A 23,645-nucleotide genomic window follows, 5' to 3' on the forward strand; every position below is an offset into this window, starting at 1 on the left:
GCCCATACCTCTTCAGGCAGGGCACGGCCACGCGGCAGCCAGGACAGCAGGCGATGCATCTGCCCAGGTGTTCGGAAGCTGACGCCCCCGGCTTTAATGCAGCGCCCGGAGGGTGCGTCGCCGCGTGACCCCGGCGGCGATGATGCTGACCCGGTACAGACCCGCCTTCTTGGGGCGCACCTTGGTCTGGAAGCGGCCGCTGGACGCGCCGATGCGCTTGCGCTGCACGGTCACCCAGCGGTTCCCAACCTGGCGCTCCAGGAGGCACTGCACGAGCGCCTGGCCCGGCGCCAGCGTGCCGCTGATCGCGAACGCGGTACCCGCCTTGGCGCGCCGCTTGTCGCTGGTGAGCGACATGCTCGGGACGACCTTGACCGCCACCGGCGCCGACTCCAGCCGCGTCCGCGTCGCGTCGCCCGCGAAGACCGCGCGGACCTGACCGGACGCGGGGAGCTGCACGCTCGTCGACCAGTTCCCGTCGACGCCGCAGGTGGTCGTGGTGACCTGCGTCCAGGCCGATCCCGCCGCCATGTACTCGACGCCGAGGGCGGCGCCCGCGGGGGAGGAGCCGTCGGCGAAGCGCAGGACGCCGGAGACGCTGGTCGGCTTGGCGCCCTTCTGGCTGGAGGCCTTGACCGTGATCGCCGACACGGGGTGGCTGAACGCGGCCGCGCGGGAGCGCAGGGCCGGCAGCTGCGCGTAGAGCTGCTCGCCGGGACAGGAGGTCTCGCAACCGTCGCGGTGGCCGCTGATGCGCTGGAAGTCGACGAGCTCGCCGTACGGGTACCGGTTGCTCTCACCGCCGCCGGACTGGAGCGTCACCGTGCCCTGGACGGGGACCCCGTGGAGCGAGAGCTTCCAGCCGATCAGCTTGGCCAGCGACTCCATCGCGGGCGCGTCGAGCGGGATGTTGGTGAACGTCCCGAGGCACGCGATGCCGGTCGAGACGCTGTTCCAGCCCTGCGCCTGGGCGCCGATGACGGCAGCCTCGACGCCGCCCGCGCGGCCTTCGAAGATCACGCCGTAGCGGTCGACGAGGAAGTTGTAACCGATGTCGTTCCAGCCGTTGGAATCGCGGTGATAGCGGGCGATGCCGAGGACGATCCCCGCCGATTGATCCGGCGCGTAGTCGACCGCGGTGACCGTGTGGTGGACGAACGCGGCCTCGACGACGCCGTAGCTGGGGCCGGTGCGGGGCGGGACCTGGTCGGCGCCCCAGTCCGCGCGCGGGACCATCGGCGGCGCGCCGGTGGCCTGGGCCGCGCGGGCTCTTCTCGTGGGCTGCGGCGTGGTCTTGACGAACCGCAGCGTCAGGCCGGTCGCGCTACCGCGCGAGCGCAGCTGCAGCTCGTCGGCGGCGCCGGTGTAGATCGGGTCCGTTCCCTTCAGCGTGCCGTGGCTGGCCGGCAGGGGCGTCCAGCGCGTCCAGCGGCCGCCGCGGGCGCGGGTGCGGATCTGCGCCCGATAGGCCGTCGCGCGGCTCCAGCGCAGCCCGGCGAGGTCGAAGCGGCGTGGGGCCGTCAGCACGTCCGTCGTGCGCCAGACGGCTGCGGCGTGGGCTTTGGCGTCGGGGAGCGCGAGCTCGAACAGCGCCGGCTCGGCGCCGAGCGCGGGGGAGGGGACACGCAGCGCGCCCAGGGCGACGACGCCCGCGCCGAGGCGGACCGCCTGGCGGCGGGTGAGTCGATGACCATCCATCAGAGGTTCGGAACACAGCATGGCCGCGATCGGAGCGTCGGCGGGGGCTGAGAGAGATCTTTCGGTCGGGGAGAAAATGGGAATGAGTTTCAGTAAGCTTCCGCGACGATGACCCGTTTGGCCCTGCTCGCGCTCTTGCTCATTGCCCTTTCCGCATGTGGCGGTTCGCAGGGTTCATCCGACGCGCCCACGATCGTCGCCACGACGACCCAGCTCGCCGACATCGCCCGCAACGTGGCGCCAGGTGCCCACGTGCGGGCGATCCTCGCGCCGAACACCGACCCGCACGAGTACGAGGTGCGCCCCGACGACGTGAAGGCGCTGGCGTCGGCGGACATCGTGCTGCGCTCGGGCGGCGAGGTCGACGCGTGGCTCGGCGGGGCGCTGGATGCGGCGGGCGTGAACGAGCAGGACGTCGTCGACGCGGGTACCGCCGCCGGCCTCGAGGGCGACGACCCGCACTGGTGGCAGGACCCGGTCCGCGCCGAGAAGGCGGCGGCCGCGATCGGTCGTGCGTTCTCCGCCGCAGGCCTGCCAGACGACTCCGCGGCCTACATCGCGCGGCTGAAGCGGCTTGACGCCGGCGTCCGCGCGTGCATGGACAAAGTGCCTGCATCTGAGCGCAAACTCGTCACCTCGCATGATGCGCTCGGCTACTACGCACGCCGGTATGACATCAAGGTGGTCGGGGCCGTGATCCCGGCACTGACGACGGCCGCCCAGCCGTCCGCGGGTGACATCGCGAACCTGGTCGCGACGATCAAGCGCGAGGGCGTGAAGACGATCTTCGCCGAGAGCTCCGTCAACCCCAAGGTCGAGCAGGCCGTCGCGCGCGAGACCGGGGCGAGGATCGGCAAGGCGCTGTGGGCCGACTCGCTGGGACCGAAGGGCTCAGACGGCGAGACCTACATCGGCTCGATCGAGGCCAACACGCGCGCGCTGGTGCAGGGCTTCACGGGCGGCGCGGTCGACTGCCCGGTCGATGCTTGACCTGAGCGCGCCCTACATCCAGCGCGGGATCGCCGAGATCCTGCTGCTGGCCGTGATCGCGGGCGTGCTCGGGACGTGGGTGGTGCTGCGGCGGCTGCCGTTCTACACGCATGCGATCGGGACTGCGACGTTCCCCGGTTTGGTGGTCGCCGGCCCGTGGGGCGTGCCGGCGCAGCTGACGGCGCTGGTGTGCGCGGTCGGGTTCGGCGGCGTGCTCGAGCGGGTGCAGCGCACCAAGCGCTTCGATCCGGATGCGGCGATCGGCCTGCTGCTCGTGGCGGCGCTGGCGATCGGCGTCGTGCTCGCCAGCGACGTCTACGAGTCCGGTGCGGGCGTCGACCGGCTGCTGTTCGGCTCGCTGATCGCCCTACGGCCGGTGGATGTGTGGCTCACGGCGCTGGCGGTCGTGGGCGCGTTGGCCTGCGATGCGGCGCTGCGGCGGCCGTGGCTGGCTTCAGGCTTCGACCCGGACGGCGCCCGCGCGAGCGGCGTGCGCACGGCCTTCGGCGATCGCGCGCTGCTGCTGGCCGTGGCGGTCGCGGTGGTCGTGGCGCTCGATGCCGTGGGCGCGCTGCTGGTGACGGTCGTGCTGACCGTGCCCGCCGCCACCGTGCGCCTGTTCGAGCCCGGGCTGCGGGTCCAACAGCTGGCGACGTTCGCGGTCGCCGCCGTGGAGGGCCTGTTGGCCATCGTCATCGCCGACGGCTTCAACATCGGCCCCGGTCCGGCGATGGCGGTGATCGGCGCCTGCGTGTACGGGTTGGCGGCGATCGCGGCGCCGCGCCGCGTGGCGGTGCCCGCGTGACGGCGCCGCGCAAACCTAAAGGGGTCAGGCCCCTTTATGTTCGGGGCGCGGCATGAGTGTCTCCACGCGCGATCTGCGCGGCGGCTACGTGCGCGGCGTCGACGTGCTCGGCGGCGTGTCGTTCTCGGTCGCGGCCGGCGAGATCGCCGCGGTGCTGGGGCCGAACGGCGGCGGCAAGACGACGCTGTTCCGCGCGCTGCTGGGCGAGTTGCCGTTCCGCACGGGGACGGTCGAGCTGGCCGGGCGGCCGGCGTACGTGCCGCAGACCGAGGGTGCGCGGCTCGACTTCCCGGTCAGCGCCCATGACGTCGCGCTGATGGGCGCGTACGGCCGCACGCCGTGGTTCAAGCGCGTCTCGCGTGAGGACCGGGCGCGCGCCGACGCCGCGCTGGACCGGGTGGGCCTCGCGGACCGGGCGCACGCGCGCTTCGGGACCCTGAGCGGCGGCCAGCGCCAGCGTGTCCTGATCGCGCGGGCGCTCGTGCAGGACTCGCCCGTCCTGCTGCTCGACGAGCCGTTGTCGGGCGTCGACCGCCCGAGCGCCGCGCAGATCGAGCGGGTCTTCGCCGAGTTGCAGGACGAGGGCCGCGCGCTGCTGGTCGCGACCCACGACGTCGCCCAGGCGCGTGCCTGGCCGCGCGTGCTCTGCCTCAACCACGGGCAGGTGGCATTCGGCGCGCCCGGCGAGACGCTCTCCACCGACGTCCTGCGCCGCACCTACGGCGACGAGCTCGTGGTCCTCGACGGCTCCGGCCAGGCCGTCACCGTCTCCCACCACCACCACGACCACTGATGCGGCGCGGCGCGACGACCTCGCGCGGGCGCGCCGCGGACGCGCGCCACGACCTCGCGGGGCGGCCCTGAGGTGCTATCCAGCGGGATCATGCAGCGGGCGTTCGCCGAGGCGATCATCCTCGGGCTCGCGTGCGGGCCGTTGGGCGTATGGATCCTGCTGCTGCGGCGGGCGTATGCGGCCGAGTCGCTCTCGCACGCGATGCTGCCCGGGCTCGTGGTCGCCGCGCTCGCGGGCGTGCCGCTGATCCTCGGCGCGGCCGGGGGCGTGCTGCTGGCGGCGGGCGGGATCGCGCTCGTCGCCAGGGACGCAAGGGCCGGGGGAGACGTCGGCGTGGCCGTCGTCGTCTCCGGGTTGTTCGGACTCGGCGGCATCCTCGCGCTCTCGCCGGAGACGCCGCCGCGGCTCGGCGAGCTGCTGTTCGGCGACCTGCTCGGGATCACCGATGGCGACCTGGTCGCGGCCGCGCTGCTCTCGGCGGGCGTGCTGATCGCGCTCGCGCTCGGCTACCGGGCGCTGACGGCGACCGCGTTCGCCCGGGGGAGCGCGCATGCGCTGGGAATCCGGCCGGGGCGGGCGGATCTCGCGCTGCTCGCGGTGCTCGCGGTGACGACGGTCGCCGCGGTGCAGGGGCTCGGCAACCTGCTGCTCGTCGCGCTGATCCTCGCGCCCGCGGCTGCGGCGCTCAACCTCGCGCGGCGGCTGCCGGCGGTGCTCGGCCTCGCCGCGGGCCTCGCGGTGATCGCCGGGATCGCGGGCCTGGTCATCTCGTACGAGTTCGAGATCGCGGCGGGAGCGAGCGTCGCACTCTGCGCTGTCGCACTTTCTTCCCTCGGTCTATTGAAACCAAAGTTAGGCGTGCCATAATCCGATCCGTGGCCACGCGCGAAACAGAGTTCTCCTCCGCTGTAGAGGACTACGCGAAGGCCATCTATTCCCTGCAGGAGGGCGAAGAGGCGGTCGGCATCACGGCGATCGCGCAACGCCTGAACGTCACGCCCGCCTCGGCCAGCGGGATGGTGCGCAAGCTCGACGAGCTCGGCCTCGTCACCCACGAGCGCTACCGCGGTGTGCGGCTCACCGAGCCCGGCACGCGGCTCGCGCTGGAGATGATCCGTCACCACCGGCTGCTCGAGCTCTACCTCGCCGAGTCGCTCGGGGTGCCGTGGGACCGCGTGCACCAGGAGGCCGAGGTGCTCGAGCACGTGCTCTCCGAGGAGCTCGAGGCGCTGATCGCCGCCAAGCTCGGCCATCCGACGCACGACCCGCACGGCGACCCGATCCCGGACGCCGACCTCGTGATCGCCGAGGAGCGCACCACGTGCCTGTCCTCGCTCGAGCCCGGCGAGGAGGCGACCGTCGTGCGGATCAGCGACGCCGAGCCGGAGATGCTCCGCTACCTCGCCGCCCGCTCGATCGTCCCCGGCACCCACCTGCGAGTGGTGGACAAGCAGCCGTTCGGCGGCCCGCTGTTCGTCGAGGTCGCCGGCGAGACGCACGCCCTCGGCGGCCAGCTCGCGACCGCGATGCGCGTGCGCGGCGAGGCCGCGCAGGCGCGCCCAGGCGCGTCGCCGCGTGGCGGCGCGGAGGCGGCGGCATGAACCCGCCGACGATGACCGAGGCCGCGCTCGCCGCGACCGGCGCCACCGTTCCCGTCGGGCCGACCGAGCTCGAACTGGTCCGCTCGCGCGGGCGCGTGAAGGGCGTCGTCGCCATGCTCGGCCCGGCGTTCGTCGCCGCCGTCGCCTACATCGACCCCGGCAACTTCGCCACCAACATCGCCGGCGGCGCCAAGTACGGCTACATGCTGCTGTGGGTCATCGTCGCCGCGAACCTGATGGCGATGCTGGTCCAGTACCTGTCGGCCAAGACCGGCATCGCGACCGGCAAGAACCTGCCGGAGCTGTGCCGCGAGCACTTCAAGAAGCCGGTCACCTTCGGGCTCTGGCTTCAGGCCGAGGCGATCGCGATCGCCACCGACCTGGCGGAGTTCGTCGGCGCCGCGATCGCCCTGAACCTCCTGTTCGGCGTTCCGCCGTTCGTCGCCGGCCTGATGACCGCGGTCGTCGCGTTCGCGATCCTCGAGTTGCAGACCCGCGGGCACCGCAAGTTCGAGCTGGCGATCGCCGGCTTCCTCGGCATCGTCTTCCTCGGCTTCATGTACGACCTGCTGCAGGTCGGGGTCGACCGCCACGACTTCGTCCGCGGCCTCATCCCGACCTTCGACGGGACGGACAGCATCCTGCTCGCCGTCGGCATCCTCGGCGCGACCGTGATGCCGCACGTCGTCTACCTGCATTCGGCGCTCACGAGCCGCCGCATCGCGCCCCGCAACACGGCCGAGAAGCGGTCGTTGCTGAGCTTCGAGCGCCTCGACGTCCTCCTGGCGATGGGCCTCGCCGGGATCATCAACATCACGATGCTGGTCGTCGCCGCGCAGCTGTTCCACGACAGCGGGCGGACCGGGGTGGACTCGATCGAAGGCGCGCACGACGGCTTCACCGCGCTGCTCGGCGGCGGCGCCGCGCTGGCCTTCGCGGTCGCGCTGCTCGCCTCCGGCCTCTCGAGCTCGAGCGTCGGCACGTTCGCCGGCCAGGTCGTCATGCAGGGCTTCATCAACCGCCGCATCCCGCTCTTCGCCCGCCGCGCGATCACGATGGCGCCGTCGCTGATCGTGCTCGCGATCGGCGTCAACCCGAGCACCACGCTCGTCATCTCCCAGGTCGTCCTGAGCTTCGGCATCCCGTTCGCGCTGGTGCCGATGGTGCTGCTCACCCGCCGCCGGGACATCATGGGCCCGCTCGTCAACCGCACCCTCACCACGGCGGTCGCGAGCATCGTCGCGGCCATGATCATCTGCCTCAACGGCTTCCTGCTCTACGACACATTTCTCGGCTGATTGGGTCCTGGGTGGGTGGGGGACCCTATTGACGCGCCGAGTGCGGTAGGCGATGCTCCCGCGCGGGATGGACTCGAGTGCGCGCAGGGTGCAGGCGGAGCGCAACCGCAACCGGCTTCCGCCACGGCGGAAGAGCTACCGCTGGGCGCGCCGCATCGTCGGCCTGCTCGCGACGATCGCGTTCATCGGCGTCGGGGTGGCGATCGCGCAGATGGTCATCCCCAAGGACAAGGACACCGAGGCCAACGCGGCGGTCGCGCCGACGGCCACCGCCACCGCCACCCATTCGAAGAAGAAGGCGGTCAAGAAGAAGAAGGCCAAGCCCAAGGGACCGACGAAGGCGCAGCGCCAGGCGCTTGCGGACGCCGTCACGGTCCTGCGCGCCAAGGGCTACACGACGCTGAGGCAGGGCGACTACGACCCGACCGCGACGTTCCGGGTGCTGATCGGCCGCCCGGTCGGCGACTCGGCCGGCGGGTACCGCGCGTTCTTCTTCTCCAAGGACGCCTTCCTGGGCAACGACGCGCTCAACCCGTCAACCAAGCTGAGCGTCGCCAAGCAGGGCAAGATGATGGTCACGCTCACGTACGGGGTCTACGCGTCCGGCGACCCGGCGGGCCAGCCGAGCGATCGCAAGAAGGTGCGCTTCCGCCTCGAGGGCACGCGCATCCACGCGTTGGACACGATTCCGCTCGATAGCGCCCGCTTCCAGCGCCAGCGGTAGATTTGGTCCTCCGCGAGAGGAGGACCCGCATGGAGCCGTCGTACGCATCCGGGACGTCGTCAACGCCGCTGCTGGGCGACACGATCGGTGACAACCTCGACCGCACGATCGCGCTGTACCCGGACCGCGAGGCGCTGGTCTCGGTCCACCAGGACCTCAGGTACACGTACGCCCAGTTCGGCGAGGCGGTCGACCGTTGCGCGCGCGCCTTCATCGCGGCCGGGATCGAGCCGGGCGACCGGGTCGGGATCTGGAGCCCGAACTGCGCGGAGTGGGCGCTGGTCCAGTACGGCACCGCGAAGGCCGGGATCATCCTCGTCAACATCAACCCGGCATACCGGACCTCGGAGCTCGAGTACGTCCTGCGCCAGTCCGGGTGCCGGATGCTCGTCGCCGCGACCGCCTTCAAAACCTCCGATTACGTACAGATGGTCGGCGACGTGCGGGACAACCTCGTCGGGCTCGAGCGCGTCGTGTTCATCGGGCGCGACTGGGAGGAGTTCATCGCGGACGGCGGGCAGGTGCCGCCGGAGGAGCTCGCGGACCGCCAGGCGGCGACGCAGTTCGACGACCCGATCAACATCCAGTACACGAGCGGCACCACCGGCTTCCCCAAGGGCGCGACGCTCAGCCACCACAACATCCTCAACAACGGCTACTTCGTCGGACGCGGCTGTCGCTACAGCGAGCAGGACCGCGTCTGCATCCCGGTGCCCTACTACCACTGCTTCGGCATGGTCATGGGCAACCTCGCCTGCACGTCGCACGGCGCCTGCATGGTGATCCCCAACGGCGCGTTCGACCCGGTGATGACGCTGCAGGCCGTCCAGGACGAACGCTGCACGAGCCTCTACGGCGTCCCGACGATGTTCATCGCCGAGCTCGAGCACCCCGAGTTCGGCGAGTTCGACCTCTCCAGCCTGCGCACCGGGATCATGGCCGGCTCGCCGTGCCCGATCGAGACCATGCGCCGCGTCGTCGACGAGATGCACATGGAGGAGGTCACGATCTGTTACGGCATGACCGAGACCTCGCCGGTGTCGACGCAGACCGGCGCCGACGACCCGCTCGAGAAGCGGGTGGGGACGGTCGGGCGCGTGCACCCGCACGTCGAGGTCAAGGTCGTCGACCCGGAGACCGGCGCCGTGGTGCCGCGCAACACGCCCGGCGAGTTCTGCACCCGCGCCTACAGCGTGATGCTCGGCTACTGGGAGGAGCCGGAGAAGACGGCCGACGCGATCGACCGCGCCCGCTGGATGCACACCGGCGACCTCGCGCAGATGGACGACGAGGGCTACCTCAAGATCGTCGGGCGGATCAAGGACATGGTCATCCGCGGCGGCGAGAACGTCTACCCGCGGGAGATCGAGGAGTTCCTGATGGGCCACCCGGACGTGCAGGACGTCCAGGTCGTCGGCGTGCCGGACCCGAAGTACGGCGAGGAGCTGATGGCCTGGATCGTCACCCGCGGCGGGGCCGAGCTCGACCGCGAGACGGTGGCCGAGTTCTGTAAGGGCAAGATCGCCCACTACAAGGTCCCACGCTACGTTCATGTGGTGAGCGAGTTCCCGATGACCGTGACCGGCAAGGTCCAGAAGTACAAGCTGCGCGAGCAGGCGATCGAGGATCTTGGGTTGGCGGAAGTCGAGACGGCGTAGGTGTGCGGCCGCTACACGCTGTCGACCGTCGACGGCCCCGACCTCGCGCAGCGCTTCAGCCTGCTCTCCCCACCTGACGAGGAGACGCTCGGGCGCTTCAACGTGTGCCCGACGGAGACGATCGCGACCGTGCTGCAACCCAACCAGGCCGCCTCGGTGGCCTGGGGCCTGCGGCCGTTCCGCGGCCAGAAGTTCACGCCGATCAACGTGCGCTCGGAGACCGTCGCGCAGCGCTACAAGTGGCTGATGACGGGCGGGCGCTGCCTGGTGCTGGCGGACGGCTGGTACGAGTGGATGAAGCAGGAGAAGAAGGGGGCCCCGCGGCTGCCGTTCCGCTACACGGTCGACGGCGGCGTCCCGTTCGCGTTCGCCGGCCTCTACGACGGCACCGGCGCGGCGATCCTGACCACCGAGGCGAACGAGATCTGCGCGCCGATCCACGACCGGATGCCGGTCGTGCTCGAAGGGCCGGAGGCCGAGGCGGCGTGGCTCAGTGAGGACGTCGGCGTCGAGGAGGTGCTCGAGTTCCTCGTGCCGCTGCCCAGCCGGCGAGTGTCGGTAGCACCCGCCAATCCCGCTGTCAATAAGGCGGGTGTCGAAGGTCCCGAGCTGCTCGTACCCCCCGACGAGCCACTCACGGCGCCCTCAGACACGCTGTTCTGAAAGGGTTTTTAGATGGAAATCGGGGTCGTGGCCCTCGCGGTCGGCGCACTGTTGACCGCGGGCATCGGCGCCTCGCTGCTCGCGGGCCGTCTCCGCCTGCCCGGTCTGGTGCTCGTGCTGGTGCTCGGCATGGTCATCGGCTCCGACGGCCTCTCGTGGATCGACTTCGGCTCGAGCACGGAGGACTACGACGTCGCGCAGAGCGCCGCGATCATGGCGCTGGCGCTGATCCTGTACGAGGGCGGCCTCTCCAGCGGCTGGGCGGAGATCAAGCCGGTCATCCGCGTCTCGGTGCTGCTGGCGACGGTCGGCACCGCGCTCACCGCGGGGATCACCGCGGTCGCCGCCGCGCTGCTGTTCAGTGAGCTGAGCACGCTCGAGGCGCTGATCCTCGGCTCGACCGTGGCCGCGACCGACGCCGCGGCGGTGTTCGCCGTGCTGCGCGGGTCGACGCTGCGACGCAAGATCGCCCGGACGCTGGAGGGCGAGTCCGGCGTCAACGACCCGATCGCCGTGATCCTCGTGCTCGCCTCGATCGAGGCGATCAACCACTCCGACTTCGGCCTGCTCGACGCGCTCTGGCTGGGGGCGAGCGAGCTGGCGATCGGCGGCGCGGTCGGGCTCGCGGTCGGCGGCTTCGGCGTGTGGGCGCTGCGCCGCGTCACGCTGCCGTCGGCCGGCCTCTACCCGGTCGCCTCGGTCGCGTTCGCGGGCATGGCGTACGGCGGCGCCGACACGCTGCACGGCACCGGGTTCCTCGCGGTGTTCATCGCCGGCCTGGTGATCGGCAGCGCGACCTCGCCCGCCCGCCGCACGATCATCACGTTCCACGAAGGTCTGGCCTGGGTCGCCCAGCTCACCCTCTTCCTCCTGCTCGGGTTGCTGGTCAATCCGGGCGAGCTGATCGACATCATCCCCGAGGGCACCGCGATCGCCATCGTCACGGCGGTGCTCGCCCGCCCGCTCGCCGCGATCGTGGTCGCGTACGGCTTCACGTTGCCCGAGCGGCTGATGCTCGGCTGGGCGGGTCTGCGCGGTGCGACGCCGATCGTGTTCGCGACCTTTCCCGTGACGGAGGGCATCCCGCACGGCCACCTGATCTTCCAGGTGGCCTTCTTCGTGGTGCTGCTCTCGACCGTCCTGCAGGGGCTGACGATCGAGCCCGTCGCCCGCTGGCTCGGCGTGACAGCCGACGAGGCCGCGATCCCCGCGCCGCTGGTCGAGCCCGTGCTCCTCAACCGTCTGGGGGCCGAGACGATGCAGTTCCCGGTCCGCGCCGACGACGCGATCGCCGGCCATCCGGTCCGCGAGCTCGGGCTCCCGCGCGAAGCGCTGCTGAACGTGATCGTCCGCGGCGAGCGGGCGATCCCGCCCCGCGGCTCGACCGTCATCCAGGAGGGCGACCAGCTCCACGTGCTCGTCCGCCAGGAGGTCGCGGTCGAGTTCCGCGAGCTGATGCGCCGCTGGCGGACCGGCCCGATCGGCCCTCCGGAGCGCCCGCCGCGCCGCCCCCGCAGCCGCCCGTCGGTCACCTCGATCCGCCCCTGGCAACCCGCCGACGGCGATCCGCAACGGCCGACGGAGCTGCTCGGCCTCGAGGTCATCGAGCAGTTGCGCACGCGCCGCGACGAGGATGGCGCGCTGGTCGTGCTTGAGGACGGCCGCTACGGCGTCTCCGGCCCCCTGTTGGCGGTCGGCCCGTCCGGCGAGCTGCAGGCGTTCGCTCGCCGGCGCCTGGCCACCGCGTCCTCGCCGGGCGAGCGGGCGTGGTGGCAGGAAGTGGTCGGCGCGCTCGCGCGCTAGGGCCGCTTACGCCGGCACGGGGTCCGCGAGCTTGCGGACGACGGGGCGCGAGCCGAAGGCGGTGAGCGCGGCGGTGGCGATCACGAAGAGCAGGCCGAGGCCGAGCGTCACGTAGGCGATCGTGGCGATGAACGGCATCTTGGCGCCGGCCGAGACGGCGGCGGCGACGTCGCGCGAGCCGTCGGCGTTCATGACCACGATCGACCAGTCGCCCGACTGGACGTCCCAGTGCAGGGAGTGGCTGCCGGTGGCGACCCAGAAGGTCTGCTTGGCCGGCGGGCCGGCCTTGCGCGTGCCTTTGAAGGTCTCGTCCGTCGATCTGAACGGCGCGAAGTCGACGTCGGTGACCTCGGTGTAGGAGGTCCCGCGCAGCCAGCGCTGGACGTCGGCGGTGGGGGCGATGCCGACGAACAGCGGCTTGCCGCCCTTGGCCATCGTCTGCAGGCGCAGCTCGCCGTAGCGGTCGGCCTTGATCATGAAGCCGGCGTCGACCTGCAGGCTCGGCGTCGTGATCGCGTACTCGGTCGAGTTGAAGCGCTGGGCGCCGGTCGAGAGGTAGCCCTCGGCGTCCTTGTAGTGGCCGTTGGCCCACAGCAGCAGACCGCCGGCGAGGAAGAGGGCGAACGCGATCAGTCCGGTGACTGCGGCCCCGATCAGGGCGGCGGCTCCGGTGCGATCTCGTGTGCTCTTCATCTGGCTTGAAAGGTCGCAGCGACACGGACAACCGACGAGGGAGGCACCTCGTGGGCAAAAGGTGCGGTTTCCCGCCCATAGCCCTCACCCATTCAGGTGAGATCCACGACGCGCGCGCCGTTGACGTAGACGATCCGCGTGTCGCCCAGGTTCTTGAGGAGGCTGCCCGGCATGGGGTGGACGTGGCCGTGCAGCAGCCAGCGCGGCTGGTGCTTGAGCACCCACTCGCGAAGCGCCTCGAAGCCGATGTGCGCCGGGTCCTCCGGATCGTCGTTGACGCCCATCGGCGGGCAGTGGCAGAGCAGGATCTCGGCGGGCGGGAGCTTCTTGATCAGCTTCTTGGCCTCGCGCTGCGTGTAGGACGGGCCGACCTTCGCGGTCCCCGAGCGGCGGTAGGACACGCACCCCTCGAACCCGGAGAACGACATCCCGTTGTCGAGGTCGATCCGGTTGAGGTGGACGTTGTCGATCCCGAACCAGGTCATGTACGGCTCGGCGTCGTGGTTGCCGTAGACCCCGAGCTTGGGCAGCTTCACGCGGTCGAGCGTCTCGAGCCAGCTCGGCTCGAGGTCGCCGAGCGTGACGAGCGCCTCCACGTCGCACTGCGACGCGAGCTTCTCGACATCCGCGTGGAATGGGCGATCGGCCAGGGCCAGGACCCGCATCCCGGCAATGTCTACCCCATCCATTGCTTCAATGCCCGGATGGATCCCTGGGCGGTGCTCGGCGTGAACCCCGGCTCTCACGACAAGGAGATCGCCGCCGCGTACCGCGAGGCGGCCAAGCGCTGGCATCCCGACCTCGCCAACGGGGCGGAGGCGGCGGCGCGCATGGCGGAGATCAACGCCGCCTATGACATGGTCCGCGCGGCCAAGCAGCACGGCATCGAGGGCCCGTGGCGGAGCGGTGAGGCGACGCCCGCCACCCGCGCGGCCACCCGCTCCGCGGGCAAGGGGTCGTGGCTGGTCCCGCCGCTGCGGCAGGCGCTCGGCCCAGAACTGCTGGACGTACTCACTCAGGGCGAGGAGGTGCGGCTGGTCACGCCGACCTCGACCTGGGCGTCCCCGCGCGCCATCCTCGCCGTGACCGAGCGCCGCCTGCTGTGGCTGCTCGACGACGCCCCCGTGGCGCGCGTGCACTCGCTCGTCTTCCGCAACATCGCCGAGATCTCCCACCGGGTCCGCCGCAAGCACGCCGCGCTGACGGTCAAGACGATCGCGGGGAAGCGCCACACCTTCCACGATCTTCGCCCGCACACAGCGATGGTTATCGAGCGCCACGTTCTAGGCCAGCCGGTCGGCTAGCTACCGTTGGAGGGTGCGCGAAGTCGAGCCTGTCCCCAACGTCGAGCTCCGGCGGAACGCGCAGGGGCACGAGGTGGTCGTGTTCGCCTTCCCGTATCGGGCGGACATCGTCGACGCGGTGCGCTCGATTCCCGGCCGCCGCTTCGACTGGCAGGCCAAGGAGTGGTCGGCGATGAAGGCCGACGCGACCGCGGCGTACGTCCAGAGCGTGCTCGAGCGCTTCCCGGAGCTCGAGGTCGCGCCCGAGGTCGAGGAATGGCTCTCGCGCGCGGTCAAGGGCTGGGTCGGACGCGTCACCGCCGCACGCCGGGCCGGCGAGGGCTGGTTCGTCCTGGACGGGATCGCCGGCGAGCTGCCTGAAGAGCTCGAGGCGGTCGCCGAGCACCGCGGCGAGCGGCGCTGGCTGCCCTTCACCGAGGAGGTCGCCAACGCGCTGCTGGACATGGCCGGCGCGCGGCTCGACCCGCGCGCGCTGCGCTGCGCGACGCGGCTGCAGGTGGGCCTCACGCCCGCGCCCGCGACGCTGACGCTGGTCGAGAGCTACGGCGAGGCGCGCTTCAAGCTCGAGGTCAACTGGGATCCGGACACCGTCGGCGCGTTCGTCGAGCTGCCCGCGGCCGAGGCGCACGGCCGCACGCTGCCGATCGACCCGTACCTGCTCGAGCCGCTCGAGCACTTCATCCGGATGCACGGCATCGACGTCGGCGACAACGCCCGCAACGCGCTCGACCGGCTGCGCACCGAGCACGATGCCGCGATCGACTCGGTCCGACGTTCACGCGCCGCCGACGCCGACGCGCTCGCCTGCGAACCGCGCCTCGGCGGGGAGTTGCGCCCGTTCCAGCGCGCCGGCGTCAAGTACGCCCTGGAGGCCCGCCGCCTCTTCATCGCCGACGAGCAGGGCCTGGGCAAGACCGTCGAAGCCCTCGCCACGCTCGAGGAGGACGACGCCTACCCGGCCGTCGTCATCTGCCCGGCGAGCCTGAAGCTCAACTGGCAGCGCGAGACCGAGCACTGGCTCCCGCACCGCACGCTGCACGTCGTCGTCGGCACCGGCAAGGCGATCCCGAAGGCCGACATCACCGTCCTCAACTACGAGATCGCCCAGGCGCACCGCGAACGGCTCGCGATCAGCCGCCCCAAGGCACTGATCCTCGACGAGTCCCACTACGTCAAGAACCCCGCCGCCAAACGCACCCGCGCGGTCCGCCGCCTCGCCGAGCAGCTCCCGCAGGACGCCTTGAAGATCTGCCTGACCGGCACGCCGGTGATGAACCACCCGGACGAGTTGATCTCGCAGCTGCGGATCATCGGGCGCCTGGAGGAGTTCGGGAGCGGCGCCCGCTTCAAGCGCCGCTTCCAGGGCGCGGGCGCGGAGGAGCGCATCCACTGGCACCTGCGGCGGACCTGCTTCGTGCGGCGCTTGAAGAAGGACGTGCTGCCGCAGCTGCCCGAGAAGCGCCAGGTCGTCGTGCCGGTCGCGCTTGAGAACGAGAAGGAGTACCGGCTCGCCGAGCGCGACGTCATCGCCTGGCTGCAGGAGCAGCCGCTCGAGCTGTCCGAGCTCGAGGGCAAGGTCCAGGCGACGCTGCGCGCCGAGCGGCTCGCCCAGCTCAACGTGCTCCGGCGCCTCGCCGCCCGCGGCAAGCTCGGCGCGATGCTGGCCTGGATCGACGACTTCATGCAGTCCGAGGAACCGCTCGTTGTCTTCGCCTCGCACCGCGAGATCCAGGAGATGGTCGTGCAGCGCTTCCCGGACGCGCTGCACGTGGTCGGCGCCGACAAGGCGGAGGAGCGCGACCGCGCCGTGCAGGCCTTCCAGGACCCCGACGGCCCGGGGCTGATCGTCTGCTCGACCCGCGTCGCCGGCCAGGGCATCACGCTCACCCGCGCCTCCAACGTCGCGTTCCTCGACCTCGAGTGGAGCCCGGCGATGCACGATCAGGCGGAGGACCGCACGCACCGCATCGGCCAGCGCGACGCGGTGACCGCCTGGTATCTGCTCGCCGCCGGCTCGATCGACGAGCAGATGGCCGAGGTCCTCGCCCGCAAGCGCGGGATCGTCGGCGCCGTCACCGACGGCCGTCGCGACGAGTCCGAGGCCGTCGTGCAGTCGGTCGTCAAGGCGCTGCGCGGCAAGCCGCTGCGCCGCCTGCGCGCCGTGGCCTAACCCACGTCGCGGCGCACGAGCAGCGTGCGCGCGATCGCCAGGAACATGGCGCTCGCTCCCGCGAGCACGGCGACCGCCTGTCCCGCACCGACGAACGGGCCGCCGAACGCGCCCGGTCCGCTCGAGGCGATCGAGTCGATGCCCGCGCCGAGCGCCTTCGCCAACGAGTAGCCGTTCGCGCGCAGGAAGACGCCCGCGATCGGCTCCAGCGCGTCGATGTTGCTCAGCACGCCTTCGACGAGCAGCGCGTAGAGGATGCCGAGCCCGATCGCGACGGAGGTGCCGCGGGTGAGCACTCCCAGCAGCACGCCCAGCGCGGCCCACACGGCCAGCATCAACCAGCCCGCGGCGACCGCGCGCGCCAGCAGCCAAGCGGATGGCAGCGCCGCCGAAGCGCCCTCGACCCGCGCGATCACGAGGCTCGCGATCAGCCCGGCCAGGAACTGGCAGAGCACGAAGCCGACCAGTGTCAGGCCGAGCGCGGCGAGCTTGGCGACCAGCACGCGCGTGCGGCTCGGGCCCTGCGTGAAGAGCGTCTTGAGTGTGCTCCACCCGTATTCGCTGCCGAGCGCGAACACGCCCAGCATCAGCGCGAACACGCCGCCGAAGAACGGGAAGCCCTCGAGCAGCGTGCCGGTCAGCGCGTGCGGCAGGAACGGTGTGATGTCGTCGGACTCGGGGTCGAGCGCGTACGGGATGACGTAGGCGAAGAAGATCCCCAGCAGCGTCCACACCGCGAGCAGGATCCACGTGGCGGCGCGCTTGCGCAGGATCAGGAGCTCGGCGGCGATCATGCCGTCAGCTCGAAGAAGACGTCCTCGAGCGAGCTCCGCTCGACGGTGAGCTCGCTCACGGCCACGCCCGCGGTCACCAGGGCCTGGTTGAGGTCGGCCGCGAGGCGCGGGTCGGCGGCGACCGACAGCGCATCCTCCGCGCACGTGACGGACTCGACGCCCGGGAGGCGGGCGAGCAGGGCGCCCGCCTGCTCCAGCGGCCGTGCGCGCACCCGCAGGCCCGCGCGGCCGCGCAGCTCGTCGACCGTGCCCTCGGCGACCAGCGTCCCCGCCCGGATCACGCCGACGCGGTCCGAGATCTGCTGGATCTCACCCATCAGGTGGCTCGACAGCACGACCGTCCGCTCCCCCTGACCGAGCGCCCGGATCAAGGTCCGCATCTCGGCCATGCCGGCAGGATCGAGCCCGTTGGTCGGCTCGTCGAGGATCAACAGCTCAGGGTCCTTGAGCAGGGCGGCGGCCACACCCAGGCGCTGCTTCATCCCGAGCGAGTAGCCGCGGACGGCGTCGCCCGCGCGGTCCAGCAGGCGGACCTCGTCCAGCACGATGTCGATGCGCTCGCGTGCCACGCCTGCGTGGCCCGCGAGCACGCGCAGGTTGTCGCGCGCTGACAGATACGGGTAGAAGGCAGGCGCCTCGACCATCGCGCCGATCCGTGCGAGACGCTGCCCGGCCGGAGCGCCGAGCACGCTCGCCGTCCCCGACGTCGGCCGCACGAGCCCCAGCAGCATCCGCAGGGTCGTCGTCTTGCCCGCGCCGTTGGGGCCGAGGAAGCCGTACACCTCGCCGCGCCGCACCCGCAGCGCCAGCCGGTCGACGGCCGTGCTCTCGCCGTAGCGCTTCGTCAGCGCCTCGGTCTCGATCACCAGATCCATGGCGGCGACAGTAGGTCCGGGCGGCGCGGCCGTCATCGCCCCGCGGCGGGGTCCGGGAGATCCCTCCTGAGGAGGACACGCCGGGCACTACGCTCGGACGCGGATGCCCAAGCTCAGCGACGTCGGCCTCGCTCTGCTCGTGTTCGCGGGGTCGGTGGCGCTGCGCGTCGCCGGCGAGGGGCACGGGCACGTGACGGCGGCGTCCGTGGCTCTGACCGCGCTCGCCTCGCTCCCGCTCGTCGCGCGCCGGCGCGCACCCGTCGCGGTCTTCGTCGCGACCGCCGTCGCGAGCGTCGCCCTGCGCGCGCTCGAGGAGCCGGCAGGGCCGCCGCTCGGTCCGACGGTCGCGTTGTACTTCGCCGTGGTGGCCGGGCCGACGCGACGCCTGGCGGTACTCGCGGGCGCGCTGTTGATCGCCCAGGTGGCCGCGATGGGGCTTGCGTCCGACCGCTTCCCCGCGACCCCGATCGCCTTCGGCGTGGTCGTGTGGGGCGGCGCCTGGCTGGCGGCGGACCGCACCCGGCTGCGCCACGAGCGGATCGCGACCCTCGAGCAGCGCGCGCGGCTCGCCGCCGCCGAGGAGCGCACGCGGATCGCCCGCGATCTCCACGACTCCGCGGGCCACGCGCTGAACGTGATCCTCGTGCACGCCGGGCTCGGGCGAGTGCGGGCCACCGACGACGACGCCCGTGACACGTTCGCGACGATCGAGGACGTCGCGCGCCAGACGGTCGCCGACATCGATCAGCTGGTCGGCGCGCTGCGCGGGGCCGAGGAGCCCGGCGTCGAGCCGCCGCCTGGCCTCGCGGCGCTGGACACGCTGCTCGAGCGCCACCGGCGCGCCGGCCTGGACGTGACGACCACGATCGAGGGTGAGCCCCGCGCGCTGCGACCCGGCGTGGACCGCGGCGCGTACCGGATCCTGCAGGAGGCGCTGACCAACAGCGCGCGCCACGGCCGCGGCGCCGCCCGCGTCGGCATCGCGTTCGGCGCCGGCGCGCTCGACCTCACCGTCGACAACCCGGTCGACCCCGGCCGCGCCATGCGAGCCGGGCACGGGCTGACCGGCATGCGCGAGCGAGCGGCGCTGCTGGGCGGCAGCCTCGAGACGATCGACCGGGACGGGCGCTTCCGCCTGCACGCCCGCCTCCCCGCATGACCCGCGTGCTGATCGTCGAGGACGACGCGCTGATGCGGGCTGGCCTGCGCGGCATCCTCGAGCGCGAGGGCGACCTCGAGGTCGTGGGCGAGGCGGGCGACGGGCGCGACGCGGTCGCCCAGGCGCAGCGCACACGCCCGGAGGTCGTGCTGATGGACATCCGCATGCCCGGCGTGGACGGGATCGCGGCGACTCGGGAGGTGCTCGCCGCACTGCCGGAGACGAGGGTGATGATCCTGACCACGTTCGAGCAGGACGACTACATCTTCGGTGCGCTGCGCGCCGGGGCGTCCGGCTTCCTGCTCAAGCGCACGCGGCCCGAGGATCTCGTCGCCGCCGTCCGCACCGTCGCGGCGGGCGATTCGCTGCTGTCACCGTCGGTGACGAGCCGCGTGATCGAGCGAATGGCGCGGCGGCCCGCGGTGGGCGCCGAGAGCGGGGCCGAGCGGCTCACCGCACGCGAGCGCGAGGTGCTCCGGCTCGTCGCCCGCGGACTGTCGAACGCAGAGATCGCCGCCGCGCTCGTGATCGAGGAGTCGACGGTCAAGACGCACACGAAACGGCTCGTCGGCAAGCTCGGGCTGCGCGACCGCGTGCAGGTCGTCATCTACGCCTACGAGCACGGGCTCGCGGGTCAGTAGCGGGTGATGCGCAGGCCGCTGGCCTTGCCGTCGAGCGTGATCCGGACGGTCTTGCCGGCGAAGCGGCTCAACGACGCGGTGGCGTTGCCCGAGCCCGACAGCTTGAGCACCGTCTTGTCGTCGACGCGCACCCGCAGCGTGCCCTGGTGGCGCAGCATCAGCCCGAAGTTGGTCGAGCCCTTGAGCGCCACCGAGGTCACCTTGGCCGGGCGCGCGGCGGCGTAGATCGTCGTCAGCGGGGCGTTGGCGCAGTACTGCGCGGCCTTGCCGACGGCGGCATACGGGCAGGCCGCGTCCTCGAGCAGCATCAGCGCCGCTTCGCGGTTGCGCGCGGTCTCGCGGTGGATCACCTCGTCGGGCGGGTAGAAGCCGGGGCCCGGGCCGTCGGCCGGGTACATCTCGAACGTGAAGGCGAAGACGCCGTTGGCGCCCCACAGCCAGTCGTCGATCGCGCCGTCGGTGATGTACAGGTCGCTCGACTGCTCGGCGGTGTAGCCGTTGGTGCGGGCCATGCTCGTCGCCAGCGCCTGGAAGGTGTCGTGCTGGTCGCGGCTCATGCCCTTGGTGACGTCGGCGCGGGTGTGGCCGAACGGCCACAGCACCAGCTCCGAGAAGGAATGCCAGTCGATCGAGGTGCGGATCTGCTGGACGCCGTCGACGACGCGGCTGAGCACGAAGTTGCGCACCGCCTGGGTCTCGGGCGCGGAGAATGCGGACGGGCCGCGGTAGACGTCGGAGGATGCGATCCCGCTCGAGCCGCCGCAACAGCCCCAGCGGAAGCCGTAGTTGCGGTTGAGGTCGGTGCCGATCGCGCTCGTGCCGGCGTTGGGCTGGCGGTTCTTGCGCCACGACCGGTACGTCCCGGTCTCGATGTCGTACTCGCTGCCGTCCGGGTTGACGTCCGGGATGATCCAGATCTCGCGCGAGTCGACGATCCCCTTGATCCGCGGGTCCGTCGCGTACTTGCCGGTGAGCTCGTCGATCAGGTAGAGCGCCATCTCGACCGTGATGTGCTCGCGCGCGTGCTGGCCCGCGGTGAACAACACCTCGGGCTCACCCTCGTCGACGCCGACGTTGTCGGAGATCTTGACCGCCCAGATCTCCCGGCCCTCGTAGCTGGTGCCGATCGTCGTGCGCGAGATGAGGTCCGGGTGCGCGGCGATCGTGGCGTCGATCTGCGCGCGGGTCTCCGCGTCGTTGTGGTAGCGGGCGTCGGCCGCGGGGAAGTCCGCCCGGGCGGGCGCCGCTCCCACGAGGAGAGCGGCGAACGCCGCGGCGACGATGAGGAAACGGTTCAGGTGCGGGTCACTTTGAGGTCGTCGACAGCGGCTTCGACGAGGCTAGCGGTCCCGGCGTCCGCCGCTTCCACCCGAATCCGGACTGTCTGACCGGCGAACGCGTTGAGGTTGACGGTCGCGAGCGCCCACGCGCCATTGCGGTTGACCGCCGAGCCGAGCTGCTGGAAGACCTGCGTGCCGTTGACGAACACGCGGAGGTAGTCGGCGCTGGTCGCGTTCGAGCCGTGCGCGAGGTACCAGTTGAAGCTCAGCGCGTAGTTCGTCCCGCCGGTGAGCGCGATCGGGCCGGACTCGGCGGACGTGGTCCCGCCGTCGATGTCGTTGTCGCCCGCGGCGGCCCCCGCGGAGGCGCCGCTGACGAGGTCACGGGTACCGCTGGTGGTGGTGCCGAGCTGCTTGGCGCCGCTCGAGGTCGTGGCCGCGGGGTCGGCGATCTCGAAGCGGCCGGTCGTGGCGGTGCCGGTGAACGTGTACGCCTTCGTGGTCTCGAAGTCGTCGGAGTAGATCGTCACCGGCGCCGGGCCGCCGCAGTACTGCGCCTCCTTGCCGATGATCCGCTGCGGGCAGTCGGAGTACTCGAGGAAGCGCAGGACCGCCTCGCGGTTGCGGCTCGTCTCGCGCCCGATCACCTCGTCGGGCGGATAGAAGCCCGGGTTGGAGCCGGTCGGGTACATCTCGAACGTGTAGCTCCAGATGCGGTGCACGCCCCAGAGCCAGTCGTCGATCGAGCCGTCGGTGATGTAGAGGTCGGACGCCTGCTCGGGCGTGTAGCCGTTGGTCGAGGCCATGTTCTGGCCGAGCGTGGCGAACGTCGCCTGGTCGTCGGCGGACAGCCCGGGGGCGGTGTTGGCGGTCGTGTAGCCGTACGGCCACAGGACCAGCTCCGAGTAGGTGTGGAAGTCGATGTTGGTCTTGATCTGCTGGACGCCGCCGACCACGCGGGAGTTGACGAAGTCGCGCACGCGCTGGGTCTCGGGCGCGGAGAAGGCGGACGCGCCGCGGTAGGTCTCCGACGAGAACGTCCCGCTCGAGCCGCCGCAGCAGCCCCAGTTGAAGCCCCAGTTGCGGTTCAGGTCGGTACCGACGGCGGTCGAGCCGGAGTTCGGCTGGCGGTTCTTGCGCCACGACCGGTAGCTGCCGCTGGCGATGTCGTACTCGGACCCGTCCGGGTTCATGTTGGGGACGATCCAGATCTCGCGCGTGTTCACGAGTCCGCGCACGCGGGTGTCCGGGTCCTCGGCGAGCGTGTGCAGCAGGTAGAGCGCCATCTCGACCGTCAGGTGCTCGCGGGCGTGCTGGCTGGCGGTGAAGAGCACCTCGGGTTCGGCCTCGTCGGTGCCGACGTTGTCGGAGACCTTGATCGCGACGAGGTTGCGGCCCTCGTAAGAGGTGCCGATGTTGCGCACGCTGACGATGTCCGGATGTGCGGCGACCACGGCGTTGATCTCCGCGGTCATCTCGGCGTAGTTGTGGTAGTTGGCGTCCGCGCCGGGGAAGTCGGCCGTGCGGGCGAGGGCGCGGACGGTGAAGCCTGCACGTCTGAGGGCGCGCGCGTCCGACGCGCTCGCGGTGACCGTGACCGAAGCCCTGTCGACCTGCACGATCGCTGCTCCGGTGCGGGCCACCGCCGAGCGCTGGCCCTGCGTGCGGACATTCTCAACGCGATACGTCCCCGCTTCCGCCGCGGCGGGCGCGGCTCCTAGGGCGATGACGGCTGCGGCGAGGGCGACGCGACGTGAGAGGCGCATGATTCACGAGCCTCCCGCGATCGCCTGGGTGCTGTCAACCCGACCGTGAGCGCGAGGCCGGAGAGGACGACGGCGGCGCCGATCAGCTCCGCGGCGGACGGCACCTCGTTGAGCGCGATCCAGGCGGCCGCGATGCCCACGACCGGCACGAGCAGCGTGAACGGGGCGACGGTGCTGGCCGGGTGCTTGCTCAGCAGCCAGGCCCAGGCGCCGAAGCCGAGCAGGGTCGAGAGCACGACGACGTAGAGCAGCGCCGCGACCCCGGCCGCGTCGATGGAGACCGGCTCGCCCCGTTCGGTCAGCAGGCTCAGCGTGAGCAGCGGGAGCGGCGGGACGAGGCTCGACCACACGAGCAGGCCGAGCGGGTTCGGCGACTGCGCCTTGCGGGTGGCGACGTTGCCGAAGCCCCACGAGAGCGCGGCGCCGATCGTCAGCGCGAGCGCGCCGAGCGGGACGGACGACGCGCGCCCGGCGGCGATGATGCCGATCCCGGTCAGCGCGAGCGCGCCGCCGGCGAGCTGCGCGGGCTTCGGGCGTTCGTGGAGCAGCAGGACGGCGAGGCCGACGGTGAACGCGGCCTGGAGCTGCAGGACGAGGCTCGCCAGCCCGGCGGGCATGCCCTTGTCGATGCCGAGGAAGAGCAGGCCGAACTGGCCGGCGGAGAGGAAGACGCCGACGGCGATCACGTAGCGGACCGGCACGCCGGGGCGGGGGACGAACGGGAGGGCGAGCGCGACCAGGCAGAAGCGCAGCGCGGCGAACAGCAGCGGCGGGAAGGAGTCGAGGCCGACGTGGATGACGACGAAGTTGACGCCCCACACGACCGCGACGGCGAGGGCGAGGAGGACATGGCGGCGGGGCATGCCGACTACGGTGACGGCCACGACCGACCAGAGCGATTGGACTTTGTGGAGGTAACTCGTAAGATTC

21 protein-coding genes and 1 pseudogene are annotated in these 23,645 nt (G+C 71.7%); 14 read left to right on the plus strand and 8 right to left on the minus strand.

Features of this window, described 5'->3' with window-relative positions; translation table 11 throughout:
- Positions 1-93: 93 nt before the first annotated feature.
- Positions 94-1,698, minus strand: coding sequence for an N-acetylmuramoyl-L-alanine amidase (locus G569_RS58250; protein ID WP_053226516.1), 1,605 nt, complete (start codon positions 1,696-1,698; stop codon positions 94-96).
- A 108-nt stretch (positions 1,699-1,806) separates the two neighbouring features.
- Here G569_RS58250 and G569_RS49300 point away from each other — a divergent pair, with 108 nt between their 5' ends.
- The 10 genes from G569_RS49300 to G569_RS0117380 all read left to right on the plus strand — a co-directional run bounded on the left by G569_RS49300 (position 1,807) and on the right by G569_RS0117380 (position 12,033).
- A complete protein-coding gene (locus tag G569_RS49300) occupies positions 1,807-2,688 on the plus strand; it encodes a metal ABC transporter substrate-binding protein (RefSeq protein ID WP_064750380.1) in 882 nt (293 codons plus the stop codon).
- Complete coding sequence (locus tag G569_RS49305) at positions 2,681-3,493, plus strand: metal ABC transporter permease (protein WP_037497260.1); 813 nt, start codon at positions 2,681-2,683, stop codon at positions 3,491-3,493. Before G569_RS49300 ends, G569_RS49305 begins: the two co-directional genes overlap by 8 nt.
- Before the next feature lie 52 nt (positions 3,494-3,545).
- The gene (locus G569_RS49310; RefSeq protein WP_053226518.1) at positions 3,546-4,286 is read left to right on the plus strand and encodes a metal ABC transporter ATP-binding protein; all 741 of its coding nucleotides are present in this window, start codon (positions 3,546-3,548) and stop codon (positions 4,284-4,286) included.
- A gap of 90 nt (positions 4,287-4,376) precedes the next feature.
- On the plus strand, positions 4,377-5,153 hold the full coding sequence (locus G569_RS0117350) for a metal ABC transporter permease (RefSeq protein WP_037497263.1): 777 nt from the start codon (positions 4,377-4,379) through the stop codon (positions 5,151-5,153).
- Between the two features lie 8 nt (positions 5,154-5,161).
- The gene (locus tag G569_RS49315) at positions 5,162-5,887 is read left to right on the plus strand and encodes a metal-dependent transcriptional regulator (protein WP_064750381.1); all 726 of its coding nucleotides are present in this window, start codon (positions 5,162-5,164) and stop codon (positions 5,885-5,887) included.
- A complete protein-coding gene (locus G569_RS0117360) occupies positions 5,884-7,185 on the plus strand; it encodes an Nramp family divalent metal transporter (RefSeq protein ID WP_245602506.1) in 1,302 nt (433 codons plus the stop codon). Before G569_RS49315 ends, G569_RS0117360 begins: the two co-directional genes overlap by 4 nt.
- A gap of 67 nt (positions 7,186-7,252) precedes the next feature.
- Positions 7,253-7,909 carry an LppP/LprE family lipoprotein gene (locus G569_RS58255; RefSeq protein WP_169542167.1) on the plus strand — a complete coding sequence of 219 codons (657 nt, stop codon included), beginning with the start codon at positions 7,253-7,255 and terminating at the stop codon, positions 7,907-7,909.
- Positions 7,910-7,938: 29 nt separating this feature from the next.
- The gene (locus G569_RS0117370) at positions 7,939-9,567 is read left to right on the plus strand and encodes an AMP-binding protein (RefSeq protein ID WP_028064341.1); all 1,629 of its coding nucleotides are present in this window, start codon (positions 7,939-7,941) and stop codon (positions 9,565-9,567) included.
- Positions 9,568-10,230 (plus strand): SOS response-associated peptidase, encoded by a 663-nt coding sequence (locus G569_RS0117375; protein WP_028064342.1) that lies wholly within the window; start codon positions 9,568-9,570, stop codon positions 10,228-10,230.
- 12 nt (positions 10,231-10,242) lie between these two features.
- Complete coding sequence (locus tag G569_RS0117380) at positions 10,243-12,033, plus strand: potassium/proton antiporter (protein WP_028064343.1); 1,791 nt, start codon at positions 10,243-10,245, stop codon at positions 12,031-12,033.
- Positions 12,034-12,039: 6 nt separating this feature from the next.
- Here the strand turns inward: G569_RS0117380 and G569_RS0117385 are convergent, their stop codons facing one another.
- The gene (locus tag G569_RS0117385; protein WP_028064344.1) at positions 12,040-12,726 is read right to left on the minus strand and encodes a hypothetical protein; all 687 of its coding nucleotides are present in this window, start codon (positions 12,724-12,726) and stop codon (positions 12,040-12,042) included.
- A 92-nt stretch (positions 12,727-12,818) separates the two neighbouring features.
- Positions 12,819-13,391: a metallophosphoesterase family protein gene (locus tag G569_RS0117390; protein ID WP_028064345.1), complete on the minus strand. Its 573-nt coding sequence runs from the start codon at positions 13,389-13,391 to the stop codon at positions 12,819-12,821.
- Between the two features lie 39 nt (positions 13,392-13,430).
- On the opposite strand from G569_RS0117390, the gene G569_RS0117395 reads away from it, so the two are divergent.
- A complete protein-coding gene (locus G569_RS0117395) occupies positions 13,431-14,030 on the plus strand; it encodes a DnaJ domain-containing protein (protein ID WP_028064346.1) in 600 nt (199 codons plus the stop codon).
- A 13-nt stretch (positions 14,031-14,043) separates the two neighbouring features.
- A complete protein-coding gene (locus G569_RS49325; RefSeq protein ID WP_037497267.1) occupies positions 14,044-16,200 on the plus strand; it encodes a DEAD/DEAH box helicase in 2,157 nt (718 codons plus the stop codon).
- On the opposite strand, the gene G569_RS0117405 is transcribed toward G569_RS49325, so the two are convergent.
- Both G569_RS0117405 and G569_RS0117410 read right to left on the minus strand, forming a co-directional pair.
- Positions 16,197-16,994, minus strand: a complete 798-nt coding sequence (locus G569_RS0117405; protein ID WP_028064347.1) for an ABC transporter permease — start codon at positions 16,992-16,994, stop codon at positions 16,197-16,199. The genes G569_RS49325 and G569_RS0117405 overlap by 4 nt on opposite strands.
- Positions 16,991-17,869 (minus strand): ABC transporter ATP-binding protein, encoded by an 879-nt coding sequence (locus G569_RS0117410; RefSeq protein WP_028064348.1) that lies wholly within the window; start codon positions 17,867-17,869, stop codon positions 16,991-16,993. Before G569_RS0117410 ends, G569_RS0117405 begins: the two co-directional genes overlap by 4 nt.
- Positions 17,870-17,972: 103 nt before the next feature.
- Here G569_RS0117410 and G569_RS49330 point away from each other — a divergent pair, with 103 nt between their 5' ends.
- Positions 17,973-19,028 (plus strand): sensor histidine kinase, encoded by a 1,056-nt coding sequence (locus tag G569_RS49330; RefSeq protein ID WP_037497271.1) that lies wholly within the window; start codon positions 17,973-17,975, stop codon positions 19,026-19,028.
- Positions 19,025-19,669, plus strand: a complete 645-nt coding sequence (locus G569_RS0117420; RefSeq protein WP_028064349.1) for a response regulator — start codon at positions 19,025-19,027, stop codon at positions 19,667-19,669. Before G569_RS49330 ends, G569_RS0117420 begins: the two co-directional genes overlap by 4 nt.
- A 218-nt stretch (positions 19,670-19,887) precedes the next feature.
- Here G569_RS0117420 and G569_RS49335 read toward each other — a convergent pair.
- The 3 genes and pseudogenes from G569_RS49335 to G569_RS0117435 all read right to left on the minus strand — a co-directional run.
- A pseudogene (locus G569_RS49335) lies at positions 19,888-20,898 on the minus strand (M14 family metallopeptidase); the annotation flags it as partial.
- A 65-nt stretch (positions 20,899-20,963) separates the two neighbouring features.
- Entirely contained in the window at positions 20,964-22,715 is a 1,752-nt protein-coding gene (locus G569_RS0117430) for a M14 family zinc carboxypeptidase (protein WP_037497273.1), read from the minus strand.
- Positions 22,667-23,578, minus strand: a complete 912-nt coding sequence (locus tag G569_RS0117435; protein WP_028064351.1) for an EamA family transporter — start codon at positions 23,576-23,578, stop codon at positions 22,667-22,669. Before G569_RS0117435 ends, G569_RS0117430 begins: the two co-directional genes overlap by 49 nt.
- Positions 23,579-23,645 lie beyond the last annotated feature (67 nt).

The organism is Solirubrobacter soli DSM 22325 (genome assembly GCF_000423665.1).
Taxonomy (GTDB): domain Bacteria; phylum Actinomycetota; class Thermoleophilia; order Solirubrobacterales; family Solirubrobacteraceae; genus Solirubrobacter; species Solirubrobacter soli.